Origin of the sequence: Paenibacillus sp. FSL H8-0283 (assembly GCF_045040675.1) — a bacterium.
GTDB lineage: Bacteria > Bacillota > Bacilli > Paenibacillales > Paenibacillaceae > Paenibacillus > Paenibacillus amylolyticus.
In genome coordinates, this window is sequence record NZ_CP150295.1 from 3,694,591 (window position 1) to 3,716,329 (window position 21,739).

General features: G+C 41.9%; 20 protein-coding genes. 18 read left to right on the top strand and 2 right to left on the bottom strand.

Annotation, left to right across the window (positions count from 1 at the left end):
- The first annotated feature begins 73 nt into the window (after positions 1-73).
- The gene (locus MHI52_RS16530; RefSeq protein ID WP_339187016.1) at positions 74-1,246 is read left to right on the top strand and encodes an MFS transporter; all 1,173 of its coding nucleotides are present in this window, start codon (positions 74-76) and stop codon (positions 1,244-1,246) included.
- 92 nt (positions 1,247-1,338) lie between these two features.
- On the opposite strand, the gene MHI52_RS16535 is transcribed toward MHI52_RS16530, so the two are convergent.
- On the bottom strand, positions 1,339-2,091 hold the full coding sequence (locus tag MHI52_RS16535; RefSeq protein WP_339187015.1) for a MurR/RpiR family transcriptional regulator: 753 nt from the start codon (positions 2,089-2,091) through the stop codon (positions 1,339-1,341).
- Positions 2,092-2,506: 415 nt separating this feature from the next.
- Here MHI52_RS16535 and MHI52_RS16540 point away from each other — a divergent pair, with 415 nt between their 5' ends.
- From MHI52_RS16540 to MHI52_RS16565, 6 genes are all read left to right on the top strand, one after another.
- Positions 2,507-4,369 carry a beta-glucoside-specific PTS transporter subunit IIABC gene (locus tag MHI52_RS16540; protein WP_339187014.1) on the top strand — a complete coding sequence of 621 codons (1,863 nt, stop codon included), beginning with the start codon at positions 2,507-2,509 and terminating at the stop codon, positions 4,367-4,369.
- A 456-nt stretch (positions 4,370-4,825) separates the two neighbouring features.
- The gene (locus tag MHI52_RS16545) at positions 4,826-5,989 is read left to right on the top strand and encodes an MFS transporter (protein WP_257467846.1); all 1,164 of its coding nucleotides are present in this window, start codon (positions 4,826-4,828) and stop codon (positions 5,987-5,989) included.
- A gap of 636 nt (positions 5,990-6,625) precedes the next feature.
- Entirely contained in the window at positions 6,626-6,871 is a 246-nt protein-coding gene (locus tag MHI52_RS16550; RefSeq protein WP_076327461.1) for a hypothetical protein, read from the top strand.
- A gap of 349 nt (positions 6,872-7,220) precedes the next feature.
- Positions 7,221-7,784, top strand: coding sequence for a GNAT family N-acetyltransferase (locus MHI52_RS16555; protein ID WP_101313857.1), 564 nt, complete (start codon positions 7,221-7,223; stop codon positions 7,782-7,784).
- Positions 7,785-7,880: 96 nt separating this feature from the next.
- The gene (locus tag MHI52_RS16560) at positions 7,881-8,456 is read left to right on the top strand and encodes a TetR/AcrR family transcriptional regulator (RefSeq protein WP_036673614.1); all 576 of its coding nucleotides are present in this window, start codon (positions 7,881-7,883) and stop codon (positions 8,454-8,456) included.
- A gap of 209 nt (positions 8,457-8,665) precedes the next feature.
- Positions 8,666-9,706, top strand: a complete 1,041-nt coding sequence (locus MHI52_RS16565; RefSeq protein ID WP_174806470.1) for an NADH:flavin oxidoreductase — start codon at positions 8,666-8,668, stop codon at positions 9,704-9,706.
- A gap of 292 nt (positions 9,707-9,998) precedes the next feature.
- Here the strand turns inward: MHI52_RS16565 and MHI52_RS16570 are convergent, their stop codons facing one another.
- Positions 9,999-11,018 carry an alpha/beta fold hydrolase gene (locus MHI52_RS16570; RefSeq protein WP_101313858.1) on the bottom strand — a complete coding sequence of 340 codons (1,020 nt, stop codon included), beginning with the start codon at positions 11,016-11,018 and terminating at the stop codon, positions 9,999-10,001.
- Positions 11,019-11,163: 145 nt separating this feature from the next.
- Here MHI52_RS16570 and MHI52_RS16575 point away from each other — a divergent pair, with 145 nt between their 5' ends.
- The 11 genes from MHI52_RS16575 to MHI52_RS16625 all read left to right on the top strand — a co-directional run bounded on the left by MHI52_RS16575 (position 11,164) and on the right by MHI52_RS16625 (position 21,691).
- On the top strand, positions 11,164-12,072 hold the full coding sequence (locus tag MHI52_RS16575) for a LysR family transcriptional regulator (RefSeq protein WP_076327456.1): 909 nt from the start codon (positions 11,164-11,166) through the stop codon (positions 12,070-12,072).
- Positions 12,073-12,138: 66 nt separating this feature from the next.
- Positions 12,139-12,858, top strand: a complete 720-nt coding sequence (locus MHI52_RS16580) for a class I SAM-dependent methyltransferase (RefSeq protein WP_101313859.1) — start codon at positions 12,139-12,141, stop codon at positions 12,856-12,858.
- Positions 12,859-13,055: 197 nt separating this feature from the next.
- Positions 13,056-14,987: a fructose-1,6-bisphosphatase gene (locus MHI52_RS16585; protein ID WP_076250556.1), complete on the top strand. Its 1,932-nt coding sequence runs from the start codon at positions 13,056-13,058 to the stop codon at positions 14,985-14,987.
- Positions 14,988-15,178: 191 nt separating this feature from the next.
- Positions 15,179-16,066, top strand: a complete 888-nt coding sequence (locus MHI52_RS16590; protein WP_076250554.1) for a chromosome condensation regulator — start codon at positions 15,179-15,181, stop codon at positions 16,064-16,066.
- A 352-nt stretch (positions 16,067-16,418) separates the two neighbouring features.
- The gene (locus tag MHI52_RS16595) at positions 16,419-16,619 is read left to right on the top strand and encodes a cation transporter (RefSeq protein WP_047843207.1); all 201 of its coding nucleotides are present in this window, start codon (positions 16,419-16,421) and stop codon (positions 16,617-16,619) included.
- An 80-nt stretch (positions 16,620-16,699) separates the two neighbouring features.
- Positions 16,700-19,087, top strand: coding sequence for a heavy metal translocating P-type ATPase (locus MHI52_RS16600; RefSeq protein ID WP_339191554.1), 2,388 nt, complete (start codon positions 16,700-16,702; stop codon positions 19,085-19,087).
- A 52-nt stretch (positions 19,088-19,139) separates the two neighbouring features.
- Positions 19,140-19,994, top strand: coding sequence for a hypothetical protein (locus tag MHI52_RS16605; protein ID WP_256719997.1), 855 nt, complete (start codon positions 19,140-19,142; stop codon positions 19,992-19,994).
- A gap of 16 nt (positions 19,995-20,010) precedes the next feature.
- On the top strand, positions 20,011-20,640 hold the full coding sequence (locus MHI52_RS16610) for a nitrite reductase (protein WP_076250550.1): 630 nt from the start codon (positions 20,011-20,013) through the stop codon (positions 20,638-20,640).
- Positions 20,641-20,645: 5 nt separating this feature from the next.
- Positions 20,646-20,849 carry a heavy-metal-associated domain-containing protein gene (locus MHI52_RS16615; protein WP_074095289.1) on the top strand — a complete coding sequence of 68 codons (204 nt, stop codon included), beginning with the start codon at positions 20,646-20,648 and terminating at the stop codon, positions 20,847-20,849.
- 33 nt (positions 20,850-20,882) lie between these two features.
- Positions 20,883-21,122, top strand: coding sequence for a glutaredoxin family protein (locus MHI52_RS16620; RefSeq protein WP_074095290.1), 240 nt, complete (start codon positions 20,883-20,885; stop codon positions 21,120-21,122).
- A 239-nt stretch (positions 21,123-21,361) separates the two neighbouring features.
- A complete protein-coding gene (locus MHI52_RS16625; protein WP_076250548.1) occupies positions 21,362-21,691 on the top strand; it encodes a metal-sensitive transcriptional regulator in 330 nt (109 codons plus the stop codon).
- Positions 21,692-21,739: the final 48 nt, after the last annotated feature.

The window sequence follows — 21,739 nt, forward strand, 5'->3', positions numbered from 1 at the left end:
ATTAAGAAAGGGCCGCCAGTCAGCGGCTCTTTCTTAATTTAATATTGATATTTGAACGATTAGGGAGCAGAATATGAGAAAAAAAATGTTTTTAATAATTGCATTATTTGTTGCTACATTGAATTTGCGCCCAGCTATTAATTCTATATCTCCGCTGCTAGATACGATTCGGGAAGATCTGGGGATGAGCGCTGCACTAGCCAGTTTGCTAACTTCTATACCTGTACTATGTATGGGCGTATTTTCACCTTTTGCCGTCAAAGCAAGTGGGAGATGGGGAATAGAACGAATCATTGGATATTCCCTGATTGTGGTGGGAATCGGAATAGCCACTCGGCTATTTACACAGTCTACGTTCGTTTTACTTTTATCTGCATTAATCGTAGGTATCGGGATCGCTTCGATTGGCCCGTTAACTTCAGGTTTTATTAAAAAATATTTTCCCGATCATGTTCCATCTATGATTGCACTCTATAGTATTGCAATCACTGTAGGGGCTGCGGTCAGTTCAATGGTATCCATTCCTTTAGAAGCATACTTCAATTCTTGGCAGATAGCAGTAGGAGGGTGGGCAGTAATTGCCTTTGTAGCAGCGATCATTTGGTGGATCATGGTGAAGCCGCGATCTGAATCTGCTCATGTGAGTGAACGAAAAGAACGTCCGCAAATTAAACTTCCCTGGGGAAATAGAAGCGCATGGACGCTTACGCTTTCATTTGGATTAATGGCTATGTTGTTTTATTCTTTTACAGCGTGGCTCCCGTTAATGATTCAGGAAATGGGGTATAGCAAATCCTATGCAACGCTTTGTCTGACCATATTTGTTGTCATCCAAATCCCAATTAGTTTTGTACTTCCTGTATTATTGAAGAACTTTCCTTCAAGAAGAGTATGGATGGTTGGTGAATCTCTGTTCATGATTGTTGGTTTGATTTTATTGATGATGAATTTCATACCGATGGTTTCCGTTGTACTCTTTGGAGTTGGAGCAGGGGGCTTGTTCACTTTAAACCTGATGTTACCGATTGATTCTACAACCAATGTGAACGATGCAACTTCCTGGTCAGCGATGCAGCAATCTGCCGGGTATGTTATTGGAGCGATGGGTCCAATATTGCTGGGTTGGATTCATGATGCTTCCAATAGTTTCACACCTGCTATGATTGGAATGATTGTGATCATCATCCTAATGATTATGACGCAAATTGCAGCAACACGAGGAAAAAAAGTAATGGAAAGCGTCTAACGTAGTCATCCCATAGAGAGTCATTAAGACTGAAAAGAGAGCCTAGAGGGCTCTCTTTCTGGTGCGTGTTTATAAAAAGATCGAGTTCTCTCTCATAGCTCTAATTCTGTATTTACCATTTCTTTGAAAACCTCTCGTCCCAGCCATTCTAAAAGGAACGCAACAGGAACCTGAGTGGTGATGTTAGTGGATTCATAATACTCTTCTTTTACATAATAAGGGATATTCACATCTGATATTTTAGCCATGGTGGATTGGCGATTGTTTGTTATCGCCACAATTTTATTTTGCTCCTGCTTGATCCGTTGGAGATAAGGTAGAACATACGGGTTTTCACCTCGCGTAGATAATGCAATCGTAACGCTGTCTTTTTGCATTTTGATATGAACAGGATAATGAGGATCTTTTATGTACACGGAGCATATCCCTAGATTTGAGAAAAATCGGGCTCCATACTCACCCATTATTCCGGAGCTCCCGATACCAATAAAAATAACGCTACTGGCATTAGCAATTAACTTTGCTGCCGTTTGAATTTTTTCCTCCAATTCAGGAGCTTGAGAACGTTCAAAAAACTCATACACTGCATGATGTGGACTTTTCAACTCCTGCTTCGTTAGTTTACCCTTTTGGGAAATGAGCATCTTAAGTTTTACTTTAAATTCCGAAAATCCCTCACATTGATTCTTTCTGCAAAATCGCATAATGGTGGCTGTAGATACATGAGTTTCATCAGCCAGCTCTCTAATCCGCATGTACGCCACTTTTTCCATGTTCTGAGAAATATAGTTATATAAAGATAGTTCCAATTCATTATAGGATGAGATTTGTTCACTGGTGAACATGGATATGCACTCCCTTAGACCATAATAAAAATAATAGGTAACCTGCTTAGGCAGTATACATTACCTGTATTCAAAAAACAACACGTTACATTTTTGTTACAAAAATCATTTCGTGTCAAAGGAAACTAAACACTTAAACAATATATATTTTCTTCTCTGTTCTGAGTAACATGACGTTATAACATATGTTTCGCACTTCCATTATAACTGGCTAACGCGTCCATGGTCAGAGAACGAAGGTGGCAACGAATAAACCAACCTACCCTTAACTAGTTCTAGTTTCAAGCTTGTTGAGCTTCCTTAGTCTGCTTGAGAATGTCACAATAGCTGTCATATGAAAACATAATGAGTTTGTTTTGCCATCCTCAAAAATTTAGCTTTACTACCTTAATATACGTCGAAGGAGCCTTACATCATGGATAAACAACAATTGTCCAAAGATATTCTCAAACTGGTTGGTGGGGAAGAGAATATCGATCAAGTTACGCACTGTATGACTCGACTCAGATTCAATCTAAACGATAACAATCAAGCAGACAGAACAACGTTAAAAAACACACCTGGCGTTATGGGTGTAACGGAAAACGGTGGACAGTTTCAGGTGATTATTGGCAGTGAAGTTTCCGAAGTGTACAAAGCACTAGTGAACAATATGAGCATGAAGCCTAACGCAGAGAGTGCTCCAAAAGGCGGAAAGAAACAAAGGAATCCGATCAGCGCATTATTTGATTTCATATCGGGCATGTTCACGCCAATCCTGCCAGCAATTGCTGGCGCAGGTATGATCAAAGGGATCGTGTCCATTCTGGTGGCTCTTGGTTGGATGACAAATACAAGTTCAACCTATATCATTTTGTCTGCGGTTGGCGATGGCGCATTCTACTTCCTGCCCATTATTCTGGCCATTAGTGCTGCGAAGAAAATGGGGAGCAATGTTTATGTAGGTGCTGCACTAGCGGCTGGTCTCATGCATCCAACCATTACAGCGTTGCTTCAAGAGGGTAATACTTCGTTTGCAGGCATTACGGTTATTGCCACATCCTATGCATCATCGGTTATTCCCATCGTCATTGCAATCTGGATCGCTGCTTACGTGGAGAGAGCGATTGACCGCATCACTCATTCTTCACTGAAACTGATTGTTGTACCAACTGTTACGTTACTCATCATGGTACCACTAACCTTGATCGCGATCGGTCCACTGGGTGGCATTATTGGAAACGGTTTATCTGGGGGTATCCGATGGTTATTTGATAACGCATCCATTTTGGCAAGTATCTTGATTGGTGGCACAATGTCTGTGCTGATTATTACAGGCATGCATTATGCACTGTTGCCGCTTGCAGTTGGTTCGATTGCAACACTTGGTTACGATTTTATCGTTCCGTTAATGTTCGCAGCTAATATGGCCCAGGGTGGTGCTGCATTTGGTGTGGGCTTCAAGTCTAAAAACACCCAAACCAAATCACTTTCATATTCTACAGGACTGACCGCTCTTATGGGAATTACGGAGCCTGCCATGTACGGAATTAACATGAAATTCAAAAAACCATTTATTGCAGCGCTCATTGGGGGCGCAGTCGCTGGGGCGTTTCTGGGAACCTTTTCTGTTAAAGCCTATTTCATTAGCACTGTAGGTCTTCCGGGAGCTGCCTCATATGTCGGTCCAGACATTAGCAACCTGCTCTTTGCACTGATTGCTGCTTTAATTGCATTCGTTGTAGCTAGCGTAATTACTTATTTTCTGGGCTTCCAGGAAGAGTTACCTGCACCATCAGCAACGTCTGCAACTATACCTGTAGTAGCTGAAGACACTAAATTACAGGATGAACAAATATTCAGCCCTATGAGTGGGGAAGTTAAGCCACTTAGCCTGGTTCCAGATCCTGCTTTTTCAGAAGAAATGATGGGTAAAGGATTTGCCATTCAACCTTCAGAAGGACGTGCAGTTTCCCCAGTTAACGGCACAGTATTCTCTGTTTCTAAGAGTGGTCACGCTATTGGTCTCGTAAGTGATCTTGGCGCAGAGATGCTGATTCACATCGGGATTGATACGGTAAAGCTGAAAGGCCAATTTTTCTCGCCCAAGATTCAGGCAGGAGCAAAAGTATCCGTAGGTGATCTATTGATGGAATTTGACCGTGAAGAGATCGAAAAAGCGGGTTACAATATGATTACCCCGGTCATTATTACGAACATGGTTCAATATACCGATGTCCAATCGGCTGGGCGTACCACAATTAATGAAAAAGAATTGATGTACACAGTCAAAGCCTAATTTGGTGTTATTAATAGCGGCAGTGATTCCAAGTTATTTCTGGAACGCTGCCGTTTTTAAATAAAATAAAACACTGCGTTACTTTTGAGTAACAAATGTGATCTCATGTTAATTCAAACTAAAATGCCAAAATGTATATATTTATTTGAATAATAAAAGTAACATAAGTTTTGCAAAACAAAATTTATTACAGACCGATAAGTAGGAATACTCTGAATATGGAGAAATCTCTTACGGAGTTAACACTGAAAGGTGGAACACACAAATGAGTCTAACCATTCGATTAGCGGATGTTTTAATGTGGGAAGGTCTTTAGCTACTAATTCAATAGAAGGGTCTTATATAGAAAATGGTTTTGTCCCAGATGAGTGAATGTAGAATATTTATTTTAGTGAATAGTTAATTAATCTATTTTTCTAGAAATACAGAAATAAGAAGGTGCAATTGTTGAAAAATATGTGGAAAATATATTTATTAGCTGTAATTAGTTTTCTTAATGGCGCATCAGAGTATGTTATTGCCGGGATCCTAGACAAAATTGCTGAATCTAGCAACATTTCAGTTTCTTCTGCTGGACAGCTAATTACAGTGTTCTCTATAGCATTTGGCGTAGGTACTCCTTTTTTAATTGCTTTCACATCTAAATTAGACCGAAAAAAACTCTTAGTTTATGCATTAACTGTATTCTCTGTTATTAACATTTTAATTGCAACGATAACAGGATATGAGATGCTTATCGTAGCTAGAATTATTTCAGCACTTAGTGCCGGTGTTATTCAGGTTACGCTCCTTACTCTTGCTGCGGTTTTGGCTGATCCAGGAAAGCAAGGCAGTTCAATTGCTACAGTTATTATGGGAAATAGTACGGCATTAGTTATCGGTGTACCCATAGGTAGGGTTGTAGCTTCCCATTATGATTGGAACATCATATTTATTGGTCTTGGAGTAATAGGACTTATTCTCTTATTCCTAGCGCTGCTGATCATACCCAAAGTAGTTGCTGAAGAAGTTGTTCCTTTGCGTGATCAGTTTAAATTCATCATGCAACCGCGTATCGCAGCAGCGTTACTGATTACGTTCGTGTGGTTAGGCTCATATTCCATTTTATTTACGTACATTTCACCGTATCTCCTTGATATATTTAGTATGAGTGATCAAGGTGTAACGGTAGCCCTGTTTATATTTGGTATCGCTAGTGCTATTGGTTCCAAAATAGGAGGACTCAGTACAGATAAATGGGGCACATTCCGTACACTAGCTGGTGGCATGGTACTCCACGCCACTGCATTACTGTTGTTCCCGTTTATAGGCCAATCCATATTTCTTCTATATATATTACTTATTTTCTGGGCAATAGCAGCCTGGTCCTCAGGTACGCCGATCCAATTCCAGCTTATAAGTCTCGCTCCCGCTGCTTCAGGCATTGTACTTAGTTTGCATAGCGCGATTGGACAAGTTGGAATGGCTGCCGGAGCTGGTATCGGGGGTATTGCTGTCAACCACAGTTTGTTGAACTACATCCCATGGATCGGTGCGCTTGCCCTTGTGATTGGCATCGTAACAACGTTGCTTGATAACTCTCTATCTAAAAGAAAACAAACGAAAAAATCTTTGCAATAAATAAACACTTGTATCATCTTCGTTTGTTACATGCCTCTTAACGATGTATAAAACCTTCTATAACAATAAGAAAGCAGCTGACCCAAGTGATCAGCTGCTTTCTTTGTTTTATAATTCATAACTCATTAACCCAATGATAGTAGGTCCAACTGCACCAAAGTTTGATGTGATGGGATTAAGTTCGCAGCGAATGAAGCCGTAGACACGATCTCGTCAAGCTTATCGACGGTTTCCGCATACATTTTATGTACCGATTGAGGCGAGTACTAACCTCCAAGCCTTGTTACACCACAACTAACAATTCTCAAATTTGCATCTTTCATCTGATAATAGGAAAGTATTTATTTCATCGTATAGCAAAGTAAATCAACTGGAAGAAAATTATGTCGAGTTATTTAGAAGCATTTTTTATTTGGTCAATCATTAGGACTTTCGCATTCCATTCTCTAAATACAAATGAACAACAATCCTTAGCGGCAAATTTTCCAACAGTTATTGAAAACTATTTTAGGAAATATCTTAAAGGAGAAATTTTTTTGTTAAACTAAGGAGTAGGTTAGTGTAATTTCCCGTTTTAGATAACGTTATAATATAAACAGAGTTCAAGACATGAATACAATAAATGGAGGGGTAGGATTGAACAAGTATGTGTTACATATAGTTGCAAGTGTAGTTTGCATATTGTTACCTGCTGTTGGTCTCTTATATGTTTTGTGGGATAGCCACCAACCTAAAATAGGACCTGTAGGAGACGGAAAACCAAATTATCCTTCAATATCTCAATGGATATCTATTAGCTCTTCTTTTATTCTTGGAGTAGTTAATTTACCTCTTTCCATAATTCGATATAGACAAAAGGCTAAAGAAGATATTAAGAGTTAATGCTTTATTACGCTAACGTAGAAACTATAATTGAATAAGCGACGAAAATGAAGCTGCCTGTGTTAGACCGGCTGCTTCATTACGTTAACGAGCAGGATAGATGAATTTTGTGAATATACGCCAGGTATGCGAACGATAAAAACATAAACTTTTAAGATTAAAAGCATGCTACAGTCTTCAGAATCGCAGAAAAAAGAGGTCTAACCCGCCCGAATTTTATGGCTATCAGCCCTTCGATGGTGAAGTACCTTCATGTACAAGATACGATTATTATCCATTAAACCGGAAGGAATATCTCTTACATATCTTGAATCACGATAAATCTGAATTAAAGCTGGAGGCGAATGAGATGTTGGAATTAGAGTTTACGACTATAGAGGAGTGGGATGAAGCATTGTGGGCGCGGATGGAGCGAATCTATCATGAGGCTTTTCAAAGCGGCGCTAAGACAAAAGCGATTCTGCGCAGTATGCTGGACCGGAAGATTGGTTATTTACACACAGGCGTGCATCATGGAGAAGTGGTTGCGATGGCTGTTACTGGACTGGAGGGGAAGGTTGCGGACCGCATCCTGATCATCGATTACCTCGCGGTTGAACAGAAGTTGCGTGGGTGGGGCATAGGGACCTGGATGCTAGAGCAGCTCAGAGCCTGGGCGTTAAGGGAGCACCGGATCAAAGGTATGATTATCGAGGCGGAGTTCGGGACAACAGAGGCTCATCAGGAACGCATACAGTTCTGGCAACGCAACGGGTTCATCCTAACCTCCTATGTCCATCAATATAGAATGGTGCCAGAGCCGTATCAGGCAATGATGCTACCACTGGATACAAGTACGCATGTGCCTGATGATGGTGAAGCACTGTTTCGTTATATCAATGCTTTTCACAAGGTTGCTTACCGGAAGAGTTAGACCGCATTCAATGGACCTGCAGGAAAATACCGTAGAGATTAGGATGTAAAATGATCAGTTCTTGACTGCATGGTCAATAACTGATACATTAATCCCATGAGCAGACCAAGAGAATTTGATGTCGATCGTGTATTACACCAGTCTATGGAAGTGTTCTGGAATCAAGGCTTCAAAGCAACTTCTTATGAGGACCTTACGCGTACTACAGGAGTCAAAAAGCAAAGTTTGTACTGTGTTTTTAAAGACAAGCGATCGTTGTTTCTGAAGGCGCTGGCAATTTACCGTGAACAGGTTATAGCGAAACTGAAAGAGATTGAAGCCCTGGATTCGTCTCCCGTTGATAAACTGGATACCTTACGATATTCCCTTTTAGACGATGAAACTAGCTGCCAAGGGTGTCTAATTGTGAATGCATCACTCGAATTCGGAACAGATGACGAGCAGGTCACACGCGAAGCTGAGCTCATGGCAGAAGAGATTCAACTGGTATTAGAGAAGATCATAAGTAGTGGCCAGAAACAACAGTTAATTTCCAACCGGTATACGAGTATAGAGCTTGCATCTTATCTAAATAACACCATTCTTGGTGTGAGAGTTATGGAGAAATCAGGTTCATCCCGTGAACAGATCGAGACGGTTCTGCGTACTTCATTTGGCATGATCATGTCTTGATCTTTTTTTTGTGAAATTCTTGACTACGAAGTCAAAAATAATTGAAGGCGGATTAATACACCACGAAAGCTTGAAGGAGGTGGGGCTTTTCGAGAAAAATCGTGTATTGATTCATTTGGAAATAACGTCTAGCTGTTAACCAGGCTGATTGCTGTTTAACATCTCCTAGGTCAATTTATATAAAAAAAACGAAATATGTGGAGGTTATTATGAATTATTCTCAATCCGTAGAAGCATTGTTCCAACCTATAGAGTTAGGTCACTTGAAGTTATCCAATCGGATCGTGATGGCGCCGATGACGCGTCAATTTTCTCCGGAAGGTATCCCGGGTTCGAATGTTGCGGGCTATTACCGCCGCAGAGCAGAGAACGCAGTGGGGCTTATTGTGACAGAAGGGACAATAATTAATCATCCGGATGCATCCAATCAAGCCAATGTGCCGCACTTTTATGGTGAAGCTGCAATGAATGGTTGGGCACATGTTGTATCTGAAGTACATGAAGCTGGTGGTCGAATTATTCCACAGATCTGGCATATGGGAGCCAAAGGTCATGTTAATGATTATTCGGAAGCTGAGATTGCTACAATCGTTCAGGAATTCGCAAAAGCAGCCTCAGAAGCGAAACGCGTTGGGTTCGATGGTGTTGAAATCCATGGAGCACACGGCTATCTGATCGACCAATTCCTGTATGAGAAAACCAACTCTCGTACGGATCGTTACGGTGGAGATATGATGGCTCGCACACGTTTTGCAGTTGAAGTGATTGAGGCTTGCCGTAAAGTAGTGGGATCGGAATTCCCTATTGTACTGCGTTTATCTCAGTGGAAGACAGATGATTATCAGGCTAAATTGGCTGAAACACCGGAATTACTGGAGCAGCTTCTCGCACCGTTAGTTCAAGCTGGAGTCGATATCTTCCACTGTTCCACACGCCGTTTCTGGGAACCGGAATTCGAAGGGTCTGATCTGAATTTTGCTGGATGGACCAAAAAACTGACTGGTAAACCGACAATCACTGTTGGATCGATTGGTCTTGATGGTGACTTTACAAGTCTGTTCACAGAAGGTAAAGGCGCAAGTAACGCCAGTATCGAAGGATTGGTACAACGACTTCAGAATAATGAGTTTGATCTGGTTGCTGTAGGCCGTGCTCTTCTAGTCGACCCTGAATGGGTTAAGAAAATTCAAGAAGGACGTACTGATGATCTGGTTCCATTCACAAGAGAGGCGATGACTGTACTTACTTAATTGTAGTTATAATCCTTAGGAATATGTATTAATCAAACACACCTTCAAGATCATCTTGGAGGTGTGTTTGTAATGGCAACCAGAGTGAGTTATCCGGTGGAACTAAAGATGAACGCCATAGAGATGAGACTGGCAGAGGATGCAAAAGAAACATCGGAATAAGGTCCTCAACTTCATTATTGCTGGTTCCTTAATTTCTACATCATCACTCAACAACACCACTGCTTGGGGGGAGCTCTCCCTCCGAAAGATCAACGCTTCTCTTCACTGAATTCCCAATGCAAGTGACGATCTATTCATTAGCGCTAAGTGACAACAAGTGTTTTAGATTGTCATCAATAAATTGATTATCGGCACTGTTGATTCCACGACCGGCAAAATGGCCCCAGATCGATTGGATTGGTTTCAAGACAGCATTAGGTATACGCTTAGCTTCGTATTCATTATCGGCCGCTGTGCAGAAGAGATCCGTGCTTCCCGGCATGATACAGGCATAAGCTTTTATGCTCTGAAGTGCTTTATCAAAGTCTCCGTTATAGGAGGGGGTTGCACTGATATCTGCATGTTGTCCTGTCCATAACATGGCCAGAACATTATGCGGATCCATATTCATAAAGCTATATTCCCAAACACCAGCTACAAAATCCTCCAATGTGTCAAATCCCATCTCACGGTATAGCTCTTCTCTATAAAATGCATGTGATAGTCCCCATCCCGCATACACCCGACCAACGGCACGCATGTCTGTAGAACTTAGTTGGTTTAATTTACTTGAGTCGAAGCCGACTGCGGATAGCAGTGAAGCTTTCACGCCTTTCAGGACCACAAATGTGTGAGGCCAAGGTTTGGCGATGCCTCCGAAAGGTGCAATTCGTTCAACCATCTCCGGGTAACTTGCCCCCCATTGAAATGCCTGAATGCCGCCCATCGACCACCCGACGACGAGAGCAATCTTTTCAATACCGAATTTTTCGGTCAGCAGTTGGTGCTGGAATCGAACGTTGTCATAGATGGTTACCTGTGGAAAGTTAGCCCGATCGAATGGAGGAGGCGTGTTACTGGGAGAGGAAGAGAGCCCATTGCCCAGCAAATTGGGAACGATAATAAAATATTTCTCTGGATCCAGTGCCATCCCGCTGCCAATGAGCCATTCATTCTGAATATGCTGATCTCCAAAAGCCGTTGGATAGACAATAACATTGTCTTTCTGTTCATTTAATTTTCCGTAAGTTTGATAAGCGAGATAAGCGTTTGGTAACGTCACTCCTGATTGTAAGAGTACATCACCCAAATTAAAAATTTCATAATCCATCGTATAATTGCTCCCTTCAAAATGAAACACCACAGGTTCACTGTGATCTCTTGTACTCAGTATAGAGCTGTGATACTCTCAATAAAAGTGAATAGAATTCAAGATAGTATTCAATAAAATTGAAAGATGAAGGAGGGATCATTGGATGGAATTGCGTCAACTGAATACGTTTTGTACGGTTGCAAAAACATTGAATTTCACGCGGGCAGCAGAAGTGCTGAGCTACGTTCCTTCCAACGTCACGATGCAAATTAAAGCATTGGAAGATGAGCTAGGTGTTCGCCTCTTTGATCGGTTGGGCAAGCAACTCGCGCTCACAACTGCGGGTAAACGCTTTTTAACACACGCCCAAGGCGTTCTCGAAAAAATGGACGAGGCTCGTAGTGCTGTCCATGATAATGAAAAACTAAGTGGAACCTTAACGATAAGTGCGAATGAGGTTATTTGCTCTTATCGGCTTCCACCTGTCTTCCAACGGTTTCGTTCGCAGCATCCGGGAGTTCGCTTAATTTTCCGCTCAGTTCCGAATCAAGAGCTCAAGCAAACGCTCTTTGAGGGGACCACGGATATTGTTTATATGTTGGATGAACCCATTCGCTCGAGTGGACTTTCCGTGGAACCTTTGCTGGAAGAACATTTCCGATTGTTAGCTGCTCCAGATCACCCACTCGCCAAACGAACTGTGCTGCAATTGGAAGATTTTCATGATGAAGTGTTCCTGACAAATGAGAAGGGTTGCCCCTATCGAACGATGTTTGATCGGTCATTTGAGAAAGAGGGCATTGATAGCATTACATATTTAGAGTTTCAAAGTGCTGAAGCCATTAAACAATGTGCAATTTCAGGAATCGGTATTGCCTTTCTTCCTGAGATCGTCGCGGAATCTGAAGTTGAACGTGGAGAACTTGTTGTCCTCCCCTGGCAAATTCCGGACTTGCAGGTATATACACAGATGTTGTGGCATAAAGACAAGTGGCTTTCACCAATGATGTTATCTTTTATAGAAGCAACCAGGGTAGTGTTTGGTTCACAGAATGAAAATAAGACCGTATAGCTTATGTATGAGACATCAAACTGTTAAGCACAGTAAAACGCTGTTGAAAGTGAGGAGACATTATTTATGATTCCATTAGTATATGACCAGATTAACCATTGGGGAAAAGACGATGAATTTTTCCTTGCATTGTTAAAGAGATTACAAGTAGAATCTATAGCTGACCTGGGCTGTGGAACAGGAAGATGGACTACTCATCTTGTTCCGTGCGGTTATAAAATTACCGCTATAGATCCCAATGAAGAAGCGATTGAAATAGCGAGAAGTAAAGATAATTCTGAAAGTGTGGAATGGATTATAGGTGATAGTGCGGATTTACAAACCAATACCTATGATGCGGTAATTATGACAGCGAATGTTGCACAGGTATTTCTTACAGATGATAGTTGGAAGCGAGTAATCTCAGACGTATTCCGATCCCTAAAAATCGGGGGTCACTTTATTTTTGATACAAGAAACCCTTTGGTAAAAGGATGGGAAGAATGGGAGAAGGACAAAACTCCTGACTTAGCTAAAGATAGACTAAGCGGAGATCCTTTAGAAATTTATACAGAATATGAAGGGTTTGAGGGAGATACTTACACTTTCTATGAAATTGTAAAAAATACTAAAACAGACAAAGTGTTAGTGCATGAAAAAATGCAGCTGAGGTTTCGAAATCAAGAAGAATTCGATGAGTCGCTGAAACAAATCGGTTTTTCAAAAATTAAAACATATGGTGATTGGGAATTCAAACAAGCAAATTCTGAGAATAGATCGTTTATTTTTCATTGTGTAAAATACTAAAATAACTACAAACATGCTTCATTCAAATCCATTCAATGAAATTTGTTCATATATGATGAACTGGAGTATGATGGGGGAAGGCATTGCTGATAATTATCATATAATCAATGCCAAGTATAGAGTGTAATTTGATATCGGTCTAAAGCTTTTGGACCCGGCTATACAACACCATACTTCCTTGAAGGGGGACATCTGTTTTGGATGAGCAGTTTCTAGATTTATTGGCCGAGAAGTATGATACGGAAGAAAAAATCATAACAGAGATCATCAACCTTGAAGCGATCTCCAATCTCCCGAAGGGAACCGAGCATTTTGTCAGTGATTTGCATGGGGAGTTTCAGGCTTTTCAGCATGTACTACGAAACGGTTCGGGTACCGTCAAAGAGAAAATCAAAGAATTATTCCGGGAGGTTTGGACGGATCAAGAAATCAATGATTTTGCGGCGTTGGTTTATTACCCGGAAGAAAAAATACAGCTGGTTATAGGGGAACTGAGCAATAAACAGGCTTTGAACCAGTGGTATAGACTAACAATTGAACACATGCTTAAGCTTATTTCTTATGCCTCTTCCAAGTATACACGCTCAAAATTGCGTAAAGCTCTGCCGGAGCAATATGTATATATTGTAGAAGAGCTTCTATACAAGACGGATTCGACCAACAATAAGGATCCTTATTACGAGGAAATATATCGGCAAATTATATCCTTGGGCCAGGCGGACAATCTCATTATCGGCCTTGCTTATACGACACAGCGCCTGGTGGTTGACCATCTTCATGTAGTTGGAGATATCTATGACCGGGGGCCGTACCCCGATAAAATTATGGATACGCTGATCAACTACCATTCTGTAGACATACAGTGGGGGAACCATGATGTCCTCTGGATCGGAGCCTACGCAGGTTCTCTGGTCTGCCTTGCGAATATTATTCGGATCTGCGCCAGATACGATAATCTGGACATCATTGAAGATGTATACGGAATCAATCTGCGCCCACTGCTAAACCTGGCGGAGAAATATTACGAAGACAATCCGTCCTTCAGACCTAAGTTACAGGCTGGACATAATGTATCGGAGCAGGAAATTCTGCAGATCACCAAAATTCACCAAGCCATTGCCATGATTCAGTTTAAACTTGAAAGCCCGATTATCAAGAGACGCCCATACTTTAATATGTCTGAAAGACTTTTGCTGGAGCAGATTGATTACGACAACAATGAAATCAACATCTGCGGTAAAACGTACCACCTAGAAAACACCTGTTTTGCAACCGTAAATCCGCAGAAGCCCGAACAATTGCTTGAGGAAGAACGCCAGGTGATGGAAAAGTTGTTGTTTTCCGTTCAGCATTCCGAAAAGATGGCCAGACATATGAATTTTCTCATGAAAAAGGGCAGCCTTTATTTAAAATACAACGGGAATTTGTTAATCCACGGCTGTATTCCTTTGGATGAAGAAGGAAATATGGAAGAAATGCAGATTGAAGACAAGACATATGCGGGCCGTCAATTGCTTGATGTTTTTGAAGATTATTTACGTTACGCCTTTGCGCATCCGGAAGAGACAGAAGATCTGGCGACGGATATGGTATGGTACATCTGGACAGGAGAATGTTCCTCGCTCTTTGGAAAGAGAGAAATGACCACTTTTGAACGGTATTTTATCCAAGATAAAGAAGCACATAAAGAGAGAAAGAATCCGTACTACCATTTACGTGAAAATGAAGATATCTGTCGAATAATCTTGCAGGAGTTTGATTTGAATCCAGATCATGGACATGTCATTAACGGGCACACGCCAGTCAAAGAAATTAGTGGAGAGAGCCCTGTTAAAGCAAACGGAAAAATGATCGTGATTGACGGCGGTTTTTCCAAAGCCTATCAATCCACAACGGGCATTGCCGGATATACCTTGTTGTACAATTCCTTTGGCATGCAGCTCGTCGCCCATAAGAAATTTAATTCAAAAGAAGATGTGTTATGTAACGGAACGGACGTGTTATCTCTAAAAAGATTGGTGGACAAAGAACTGGAGCGGAAGCTGGTGAGGGAAACCAATGTCGGGGAGAAACTGCTGCGGAAAATCTCAAATTTGAAGGATCTACTAGAATATCGCTACATGAAATGAAACGATTGCTAAAAGTACACATTCGGATCAACCGTTTGAGTGCAATATGACATAGACGCTCGTATTGGGCAGGGAAGTAATAATACCCTGCCTGTGCGAGCCTTTCTTTTGTAACATGCGATTTAACAACAAACTTTATGACTTAACAGTTGAACTAACGACGGATTTTCAATTGGTGGAGGGAGAAAGATATGGACTACAATTCACGGAATGAAGCGGTTTTTGAGACGAAACGGTTCCGTAACTGTACCATAGCGGCGGGTCGTCGTCATACCGTTGCTCTTAAATCTGACGGAACAGTAACAGCTGTGGGTGATAATAAATATGGTCAATGTAAGGTAAGCGATTGGTGCGATATCGTCGCAGTTGCGGCTGGTAATGTTCATATGGCTACGAACACCGGTAATGCACATACAGTTGGTCTTAAATCTGATGGTACGGTAACAGCTATAGGTTGGAATAAGCATGACCAATGCGATGTAAGCGATTGGCGCGATATTGTAACCGTTTCGGCAGGTTGGTGCCGTACGGTTGGGGTTAAATCAGATGGCACCGTGGTTGCGGTGGGGCGAAATAATGAAGGGGAATGCAACGTGAGCAACTGGCGCGATATTGTATCGGTCACGACGGGTGACTGGCATACAGTCGGTTTAAAAATAGACGGAACGGTAACAGCAGTTGGTAACAATAAGTATAACCAATGTAGCGTAAACGACTGGGGCGACATATTGGCTGTTTCGGCGGGGTATCTTCATACGGTTGGGCTCAAATCGGATGGCACGGTATTGGCTGTGGGTAGAAATAATAATGGCGAATGCGATGTAAGCGAATGGCGCGATATTGTAGCAGTTGCAGCGGGGAGTTATCATACTGTTGGTCTTAAGTCCGACGGTACAATGGTTGCTGTGGGTTCGAATAAACATAACCAATGTGATGTACGTGGCTGGCACGGAATTAGAGCTGTTTCGGCGGGGTGTGCCCATACGATTGGACTGAAATCGGATGATACGATGGTTGCTGTGGGTGATAATGATTATGGACAATGTGATGTAAGCGGATGGAGTAACATTCAACCATAAATAAAGGAATTTTATATCGTGGGACAAGATCATGGTCCCATTGAAGTCGCTATTTTAGCGGCTTTTTTGTTTTATCGGTCCAAGTTTTATTCCCAAATCAAGGACAAGAACATGATCCGATTACCAATCAGCGTATAAATAATCGGTTCTTCTCTCCATAATTCATTGATCTAACGAGAAAGATAGTCCATATAGGGTATGGGGGTATAAAAATATGTTGACTAATATAGGGTAGGGGGGTATTGTATTGTACAAGAGCTTGATGAGACCTGAAAAACTGGCCTCGAGAGTTTAGCCCATCGTTTAGGTCAAACTAAACCAAAAAATCACCCACAAGAAGGGACGAAATAAGATGAAAAACATTGTTTTGAATGTACAAGGTATGAGCTGCCAACATTGTGTAAACTCCATCGAAGGTGCTCTGAAAGAAATTGGAGTGAGTGGCAAGGTGAACCTCAGTGATGATTCGGTTGAAGCGACGTATGATGAAAATCAAGTCTCCTTGGAGCAAATTAAAGAAGTTATTGAAGAGCAAGGCTACGAAGTAGCGTAAGTAATGGACGATGAGGGGAGTGAGTTATTGTGGCAACAGCAGCGGCTCAGACAAAACAGTCGAGTATACAAATTACAGGTATGACCTGTGCAGCTTGTGCAAACAAAATCGAAAAAGGCCTCGGTAAGATGGACGGGGTCACATCAGCAAATGTTAACTTTGCTTTGGAAAAGGCGAGTGTAACGTATGATCCCACGAAAGTGGAAATGAAAGAACTTGAGGAAAAAATCAAAAAACTTGGATATGGTTCCGTATCAGAGGTTGCGCAATTCAATCTTGAAGGCATGACCTGTGCAGCATGTGCGAACAAAATTGAAAAGGGCCTGAACAAATTGCCCGGCGTGACTAACGCTTCAGTAAACTTCGCCATGGAAACGGCTCGAGTTGAATTTTCTCCTGGTGAAGTTTCCATCGAAGACATGAAAGACAAGGTAAGAAAACTCGGTTATACAGCGATCGTCAAACAAGACGGTACCAGTAACGGTGCAAGTGACCATCGTGCGAAAGAACTGAGTAATCAAAAACGGAAATTACTGATTTCGGCGATTCTTTCCTTGCCGCTGTTGTGGACTATGGTAGGTCACTTCTCGTTCACTTCATGGATCTATGTACCGGATTTGTTTATGAATCCGTGGTTCCAACTAATTCTGGCTACACCAGTACAATTTTATATTGGTAGACAGTTCTATGTGGGTGCGTATAAGGCTCTCCGAAACGGGAGTGCCAACATGGATGTTTTGGTATCACTTGGTACCTCTGCAGCCTACTTCTATAGTTTGTATTTAACCATTCAATGGTCAAGTATGGCTGACGGGATGCATCATGGTCCATCCCTCTATTATGAAACGAGTGCGGTCCTTATTACACTGGTTCTTATGGGTAAATTGTTTGAATCACTTGCGAAAGGCCGAACATCAGAGGCTATTAAATCACTGATGAGTCTGCAGGCGAAGACGGCATTAGTGGTTCGGGATGGCAAAGAACTTACCATTCCAGTGGATGAAGTCATTGTAGGAGATGTTGTGCTTATTCGTCCAGGAGATAAAGTACCTGTAGACGGAGAGGTGCTGGAAGGAATTTCATCTGTAGATGAATCCATGCTTACGGGTGAAAGCCTTCCAGTAGAGAAAAAAGTCGGAGATGCTGTGATTGGAGCTACGATTAATAAAAACGGTATTCTTCGGATCAAAGCAACCAAAGTAGGTAAAGAAACCGCTCTTGCACAAATTATTAAGGTTGTTGAAGAAGCTCAGGGATCAAAAGCACCAATTCAGCGGGTAGCCGATGTGATCTCGGGCATATTCGTCCCGATCGTTGTAGGGATTGCAATAGTTGCTTTCGTGGTTTGGTACTTCTGGGTTACACCAGGCGATTTTGCAGGTTCGTTAGAAAAAGCAATTGCGATTCTTGTTATCGCATGTCCTTGTGCACTTGGACTTGCAACCCCAACATCCATTATGGCGGGGTCTGGTCGTTCGGCTGAACTAGGGGTGTTGTTCAAAGGCGGGGAACATCTGGAACAGACACATAAAATTGATGCGATCCTTCTGGATAAAACCGGTACTGTTACAAAAGGTAAACCTGAATTGACTGACGTCGTCGCTCTTGGCAATGAAAATGAATTCCTGAAACTTGTTGGAGCTGCAGAGAAAAATTCTGAGCATCCACTTGCAGAAGCCATCGTTGTGGGCATCCAGGAACGAAATATCGAACTACCAGGAACTCAATCCTTTGAAGCATTTCCGGGTTTCGGAATCCAAGCAATGGTTGAAGGTAAACAACTGCTCGTGGGTACACGTCGACTGATGGAAAAGTATAATATCGATGCAAAAGCAGCTTATCATTCGATGTCACGTTTGGAAGAAGCAGGGAAAACTGCGATGCTGGTTGCCATTGATGGTCAATATGCAGGTATGGTCGCTGTGGCAGACACAATTAAAGAAACGTCGAAAGCTGCAGTGAGCCGTCTGAAAGAAATGGGCATTCAGGTCATTATGATTACAGGTGACAATGAACGGACGGCAAAAGCCATCGCTGCTCAAGTAGGTATTGACCACGTTCGTGCAGAGGTCTTGCCTGAAGGAAAAGCGGAAGAAGTTAAAAAACTTCAGTCTCAAGGTAAAAAAGTGGCCATGGTTGGCGATGGTATCAATGATGCACCGGCTTTGGCAACTGCAGATATTGGTATGGCGATTGGTACGGGGACAGATGTAGCGATGGAAGCAGCTGATGTAACACTCATGCGCGGCGATCTATCCAGTATTCCTGATGCTATCTACATGAGTCGTAAGACCATGCGCAACATTAAGCAAAACTTGTTCTGGGCACTTGGTTACAACACTTTAGGCATCCCTATTGCAGCTATCGGTCTGTTAGCACCATGGGTTGCAGGCGCAGCGATGGCCTTGAGTTCGGTATCCGTCGTTCTGAACGCCCTGCGATTGCAACGCGTAAAAGTACGTCACTAGTCAAAGTACTAGAATAGGAGCGAACAAAATGATGAGGAGGAGTAAAAAAATCATGCTAATGTTAACCGGTGTTTTAGCTTTCGGTGTGTTGTCTGCTTGCGGAACCCCTAAAGAAAGTGCACATACAGATGGACATGGTGGTATGAATCATACTGAGATGAATTCTGAAACTGAAGGTGCGAGTCATGATCATGCAAGGCCTCATGCTGATTCAACAGCAAGTGCCCTTAAAGCCTCGTTCTCCTTTGCATCAGATGTGAAGGCCAATGAAAATTCGCATCTGACAATCCAAATCACGGACGCCGATGGTAATCCGGTTAATGAATTTAAAATGGTTCACGAAAAACGAATGCACCTTATCGTGGTGAGTAAAGATCTTTCTTACTTTAATCACATTCATCCTGATTATAAAGGCAATGGAAAGTTTGCGATTGAAACTTCATTTCCAGTCGGTGGCGAATACAAAATCCTTGCCGACTTTGTTCCAAAAGGTGGAGCGAGTACTGCACTCAGTGAATGGGTGAACGTTGGGGGACAAGAAAAAGCCCAAAAGCCTGTTCAAGCGGATTCCAACCTTGTAAAAGAAGTGGATGGTAAAAAAATCGAACTTTCATTGAGTACCAAAAAGGCCAACAACGACGTAAATCTGACCTTTAATATCATGGATGCGTCAACGAACGAAGGGATCAATAATCTGGAACAATACCTCGGTGCTGTAGGTCATGTTGTTATCCTTTCTGAGGATGCAGAGCAATATCTGCATGTTCATCCAACAGAGGAAAAGGCAACAGGTCCAAAAGCGGAGTTTATGACCTCCTTCCCGCATAGCGGAATCTATAAAATCTGGGGCCAATTCCAGCATGATGGGGAAGTCTTTACAGTACCTTTTGTCGTAGATGTAAAGTGAGTAGAGAGGTATGAGCATGGGAGATCAAATTAAAATAGCGATTAGTCCAGCAATCCAACTTGGTGGAAGCTTATTCACTCCAGAGCAACTAGTTAAAATTGGCGAAATTATTGGTCCCGATTCAAAAGTGGAAATGACACCTTTTAAGCAACTCTACGCAGAAGTATCGATTGAACAACGAGATCATATCACAAATGAACTTGAGGATCACGGTCTTGAAATAAACCCTGCAGGATTTGTAACCAAAAGTCTGATCGCTTGCAACTTTTGTAGAGGTGCAGAAGAAACAGGCTTGGAAACAGCCAAAAATTTAAATCAGGCCATTTCCGGTATCGATACGCCTACACCACTCAAGATTGGATATGCTGGATGCGCCTTAGGCACAAGTGAACCGTTGATTAAGGATATTGGGATCGTAAAGATGCGCGATAAGTTCAATGTTTATGTTGGTGGCGAGTCGAAGGGGCTTAAGCCCTCCTTCGCCAAGCTGCTACATTCCGGATTAACGGAGGATCAGCTTATTCCTTTCGTTACCGCAATTGTTGATTATTATAAGATGCATGCAAAAGGCAAAGAAAAGTTCAGCAAATTCGTTAATCGAATGACACTGGAAAACTTGAAGTCTAAGACGCTTGAAAGGGGGTGAAAACAGTGAAAGAAGCAACTGTAAAAATTCAAGGTATGTCTTGCCGTTCTTGTGTATCTAAAATTGAAGGTGCAATTAGCGCTCTTGGCGCTGAAGGCCACGTTAATTTTGAACAAGGAACAGTAGAACTTCGATTTGACGAATCTAAAGTTCAAATCGCTGAAATTGAAGAAGCGATCCGTAAAAAAGGATATAACATCGGAGCGTAATATATATTGAAATACAAGGGAGAGTAATTGGGCATGACGGAATCCATTCAGATTTATTCAATCCCAACCTGCAGCGATTGCAATTATGCTAAACGTTACTTTAAAGAGCATGAGCTTCCCTATACGGATTACAATTGTGAAGAAGATGCCAAGTACGCTGAGGAAGTCTGGAAGTTGACTGGAAAACAGGTTGTTCCAACCATTGTCATTGGAGATAAGGTGTTTGTAGGCTTTGCCGAAAATCTAACTGAAATCAGCGAGTTAGTTAAATAACTGTTAGGACCCCGGTCAACTTCCGTCCGGGGTTATTCTTAATAAAAATATACCTTTGACTGATATATCTTTGTAGGAGTGGAGGGTATAATATGCTTACAAAATGCAGTAGATGGTTGCCCAACCGATTCAATCTTGGTTGATGACAAGCCGTTCTCTTAGCACGTACCATGATACTTCTTGCTCCCTTTACATAGGGTAGGGGGGGATGGTAATGTGTAATAAAGGAGTTGATCTACATGGATGATACGATACTTGAGGACGCCTCATGTGACCATACATCTTCAAACGAGCGGAAAAGCCATCATTCGGAGAGTACAAAGCGAAAATTAATTAGCCGGTTGAATCGGATTGAAGGGCAAGTGCGTGGAGTAAAAGGAATGATTGAGAAGGATACGTATTGTGATGACGTGTTGCACCAAATTGCCTCCATTCAATCCGCGTTGAATGGGGTAGGAAAGCAGCTTTTGGAACATCATATGAAGAGCTGTGTCATTGAACGCATTTCAGAAGGCGATCACAACGTTTTGGATGAACTGATGATCACTGTAAATAAGTTAATTAAGTAAGCTAGGATAGGGGAGATATCCTCTTGTTTTATTCAGGCAAATGCCCCA

Coding starts and splice junctions, on each gene's coding strand:
- MHI52_RS16575 (WP_076327456.1), top strand. CDS start 11,164: ATGGAATTGCGTCAACTGAATACGTTTTGTACGGTTGCAAAAACATTG.
- MHI52_RS16595 (WP_047843207.1), top strand. CDS start 16,419: ATGAAAAACATTGTTTTGAATGTACAAGGTATGAGCTGCCAACATTGT.
- MHI52_RS16545 (WP_257467846.1), top strand. CDS start 4,826: ATGTGGAAAATATATTTATTAGCTGTAATTAGTTTTCTTAATGGCGCA.
- MHI52_RS16535 (WP_339187015.1), bottom strand. CDS start 2,091: ATGTTCACCAGTGAACAAATCTCATCCTATAATGAATTGGAACTATCT.
- MHI52_RS16610 (WP_076250550.1), top strand. CDS start 20,011: ATGGGAGATCAAATTAAAATAGCGATTAGTCCAGCAATCCAACTTGGT.
- MHI52_RS16600 (WP_339191554.1), top strand. CDS start 16,700: ATGACCTGTGCAGCTTGTGCAAACAAAATCGAAAAAGGCCTCGGTAAG.
- MHI52_RS16590 (WP_076250554.1), top strand. CDS start 15,179: ATGGACTACAATTCACGGAATGAAGCGGTTTTTGAGACGAAACGGTTC.
- MHI52_RS16565 (WP_174806470.1), top strand. CDS start 8,666: ATGAATTATTCTCAATCCGTAGAAGCATTGTTCCAACCTATAGAGTTA.
- MHI52_RS16580 (WP_101313859.1), top strand. CDS start 12,139: ATGATTCCATTAGTATATGACCAGATTAACCATTGGGGAAAAGACGAT.
- MHI52_RS16620 (WP_074095290.1), top strand. CDS start 20,883: ATGACGGAATCCATTCAGATTTATTCAATCCCAACCTGCAGCGATTGC.
- MHI52_RS16625 (WP_076250548.1), top strand. CDS start 21,362: ATGGATGATACGATACTTGAGGACGCCTCATGTGACCATACATCTTCA.
- MHI52_RS16530 (WP_339187016.1), top strand. CDS start 74: ATGAGAAAAAAAATGTTTTTAATAATTGCATTATTTGTTGCTACATTG.
- MHI52_RS16555 (WP_101313857.1), top strand. CDS start 7,221: ATGTTGGAATTAGAGTTTACGACTATAGAGGAGTGGGATGAAGCATTG.
- MHI52_RS16570 (WP_101313858.1), bottom strand. CDS start 11,018: ATGGATTATGAAATTTTTAATTTGGGTGATGTACTCTTACAATCAGGA.
- MHI52_RS16605 (WP_256719997.1), top strand. CDS start 19,140: ATGCTAATGTTAACCGGTGTTTTAGCTTTCGGTGTGTTGTCTGCTTGC.
- MHI52_RS16540 (WP_339187014.1), top strand. CDS start 2,507: ATGGATAAACAACAATTGTCCAAAGATATTCTCAAACTGGTTGGTGGG.
- MHI52_RS16560 (WP_036673614.1), top strand. CDS start 7,881: ATGAGCAGACCAAGAGAATTTGATGTCGATCGTGTATTACACCAGTCT.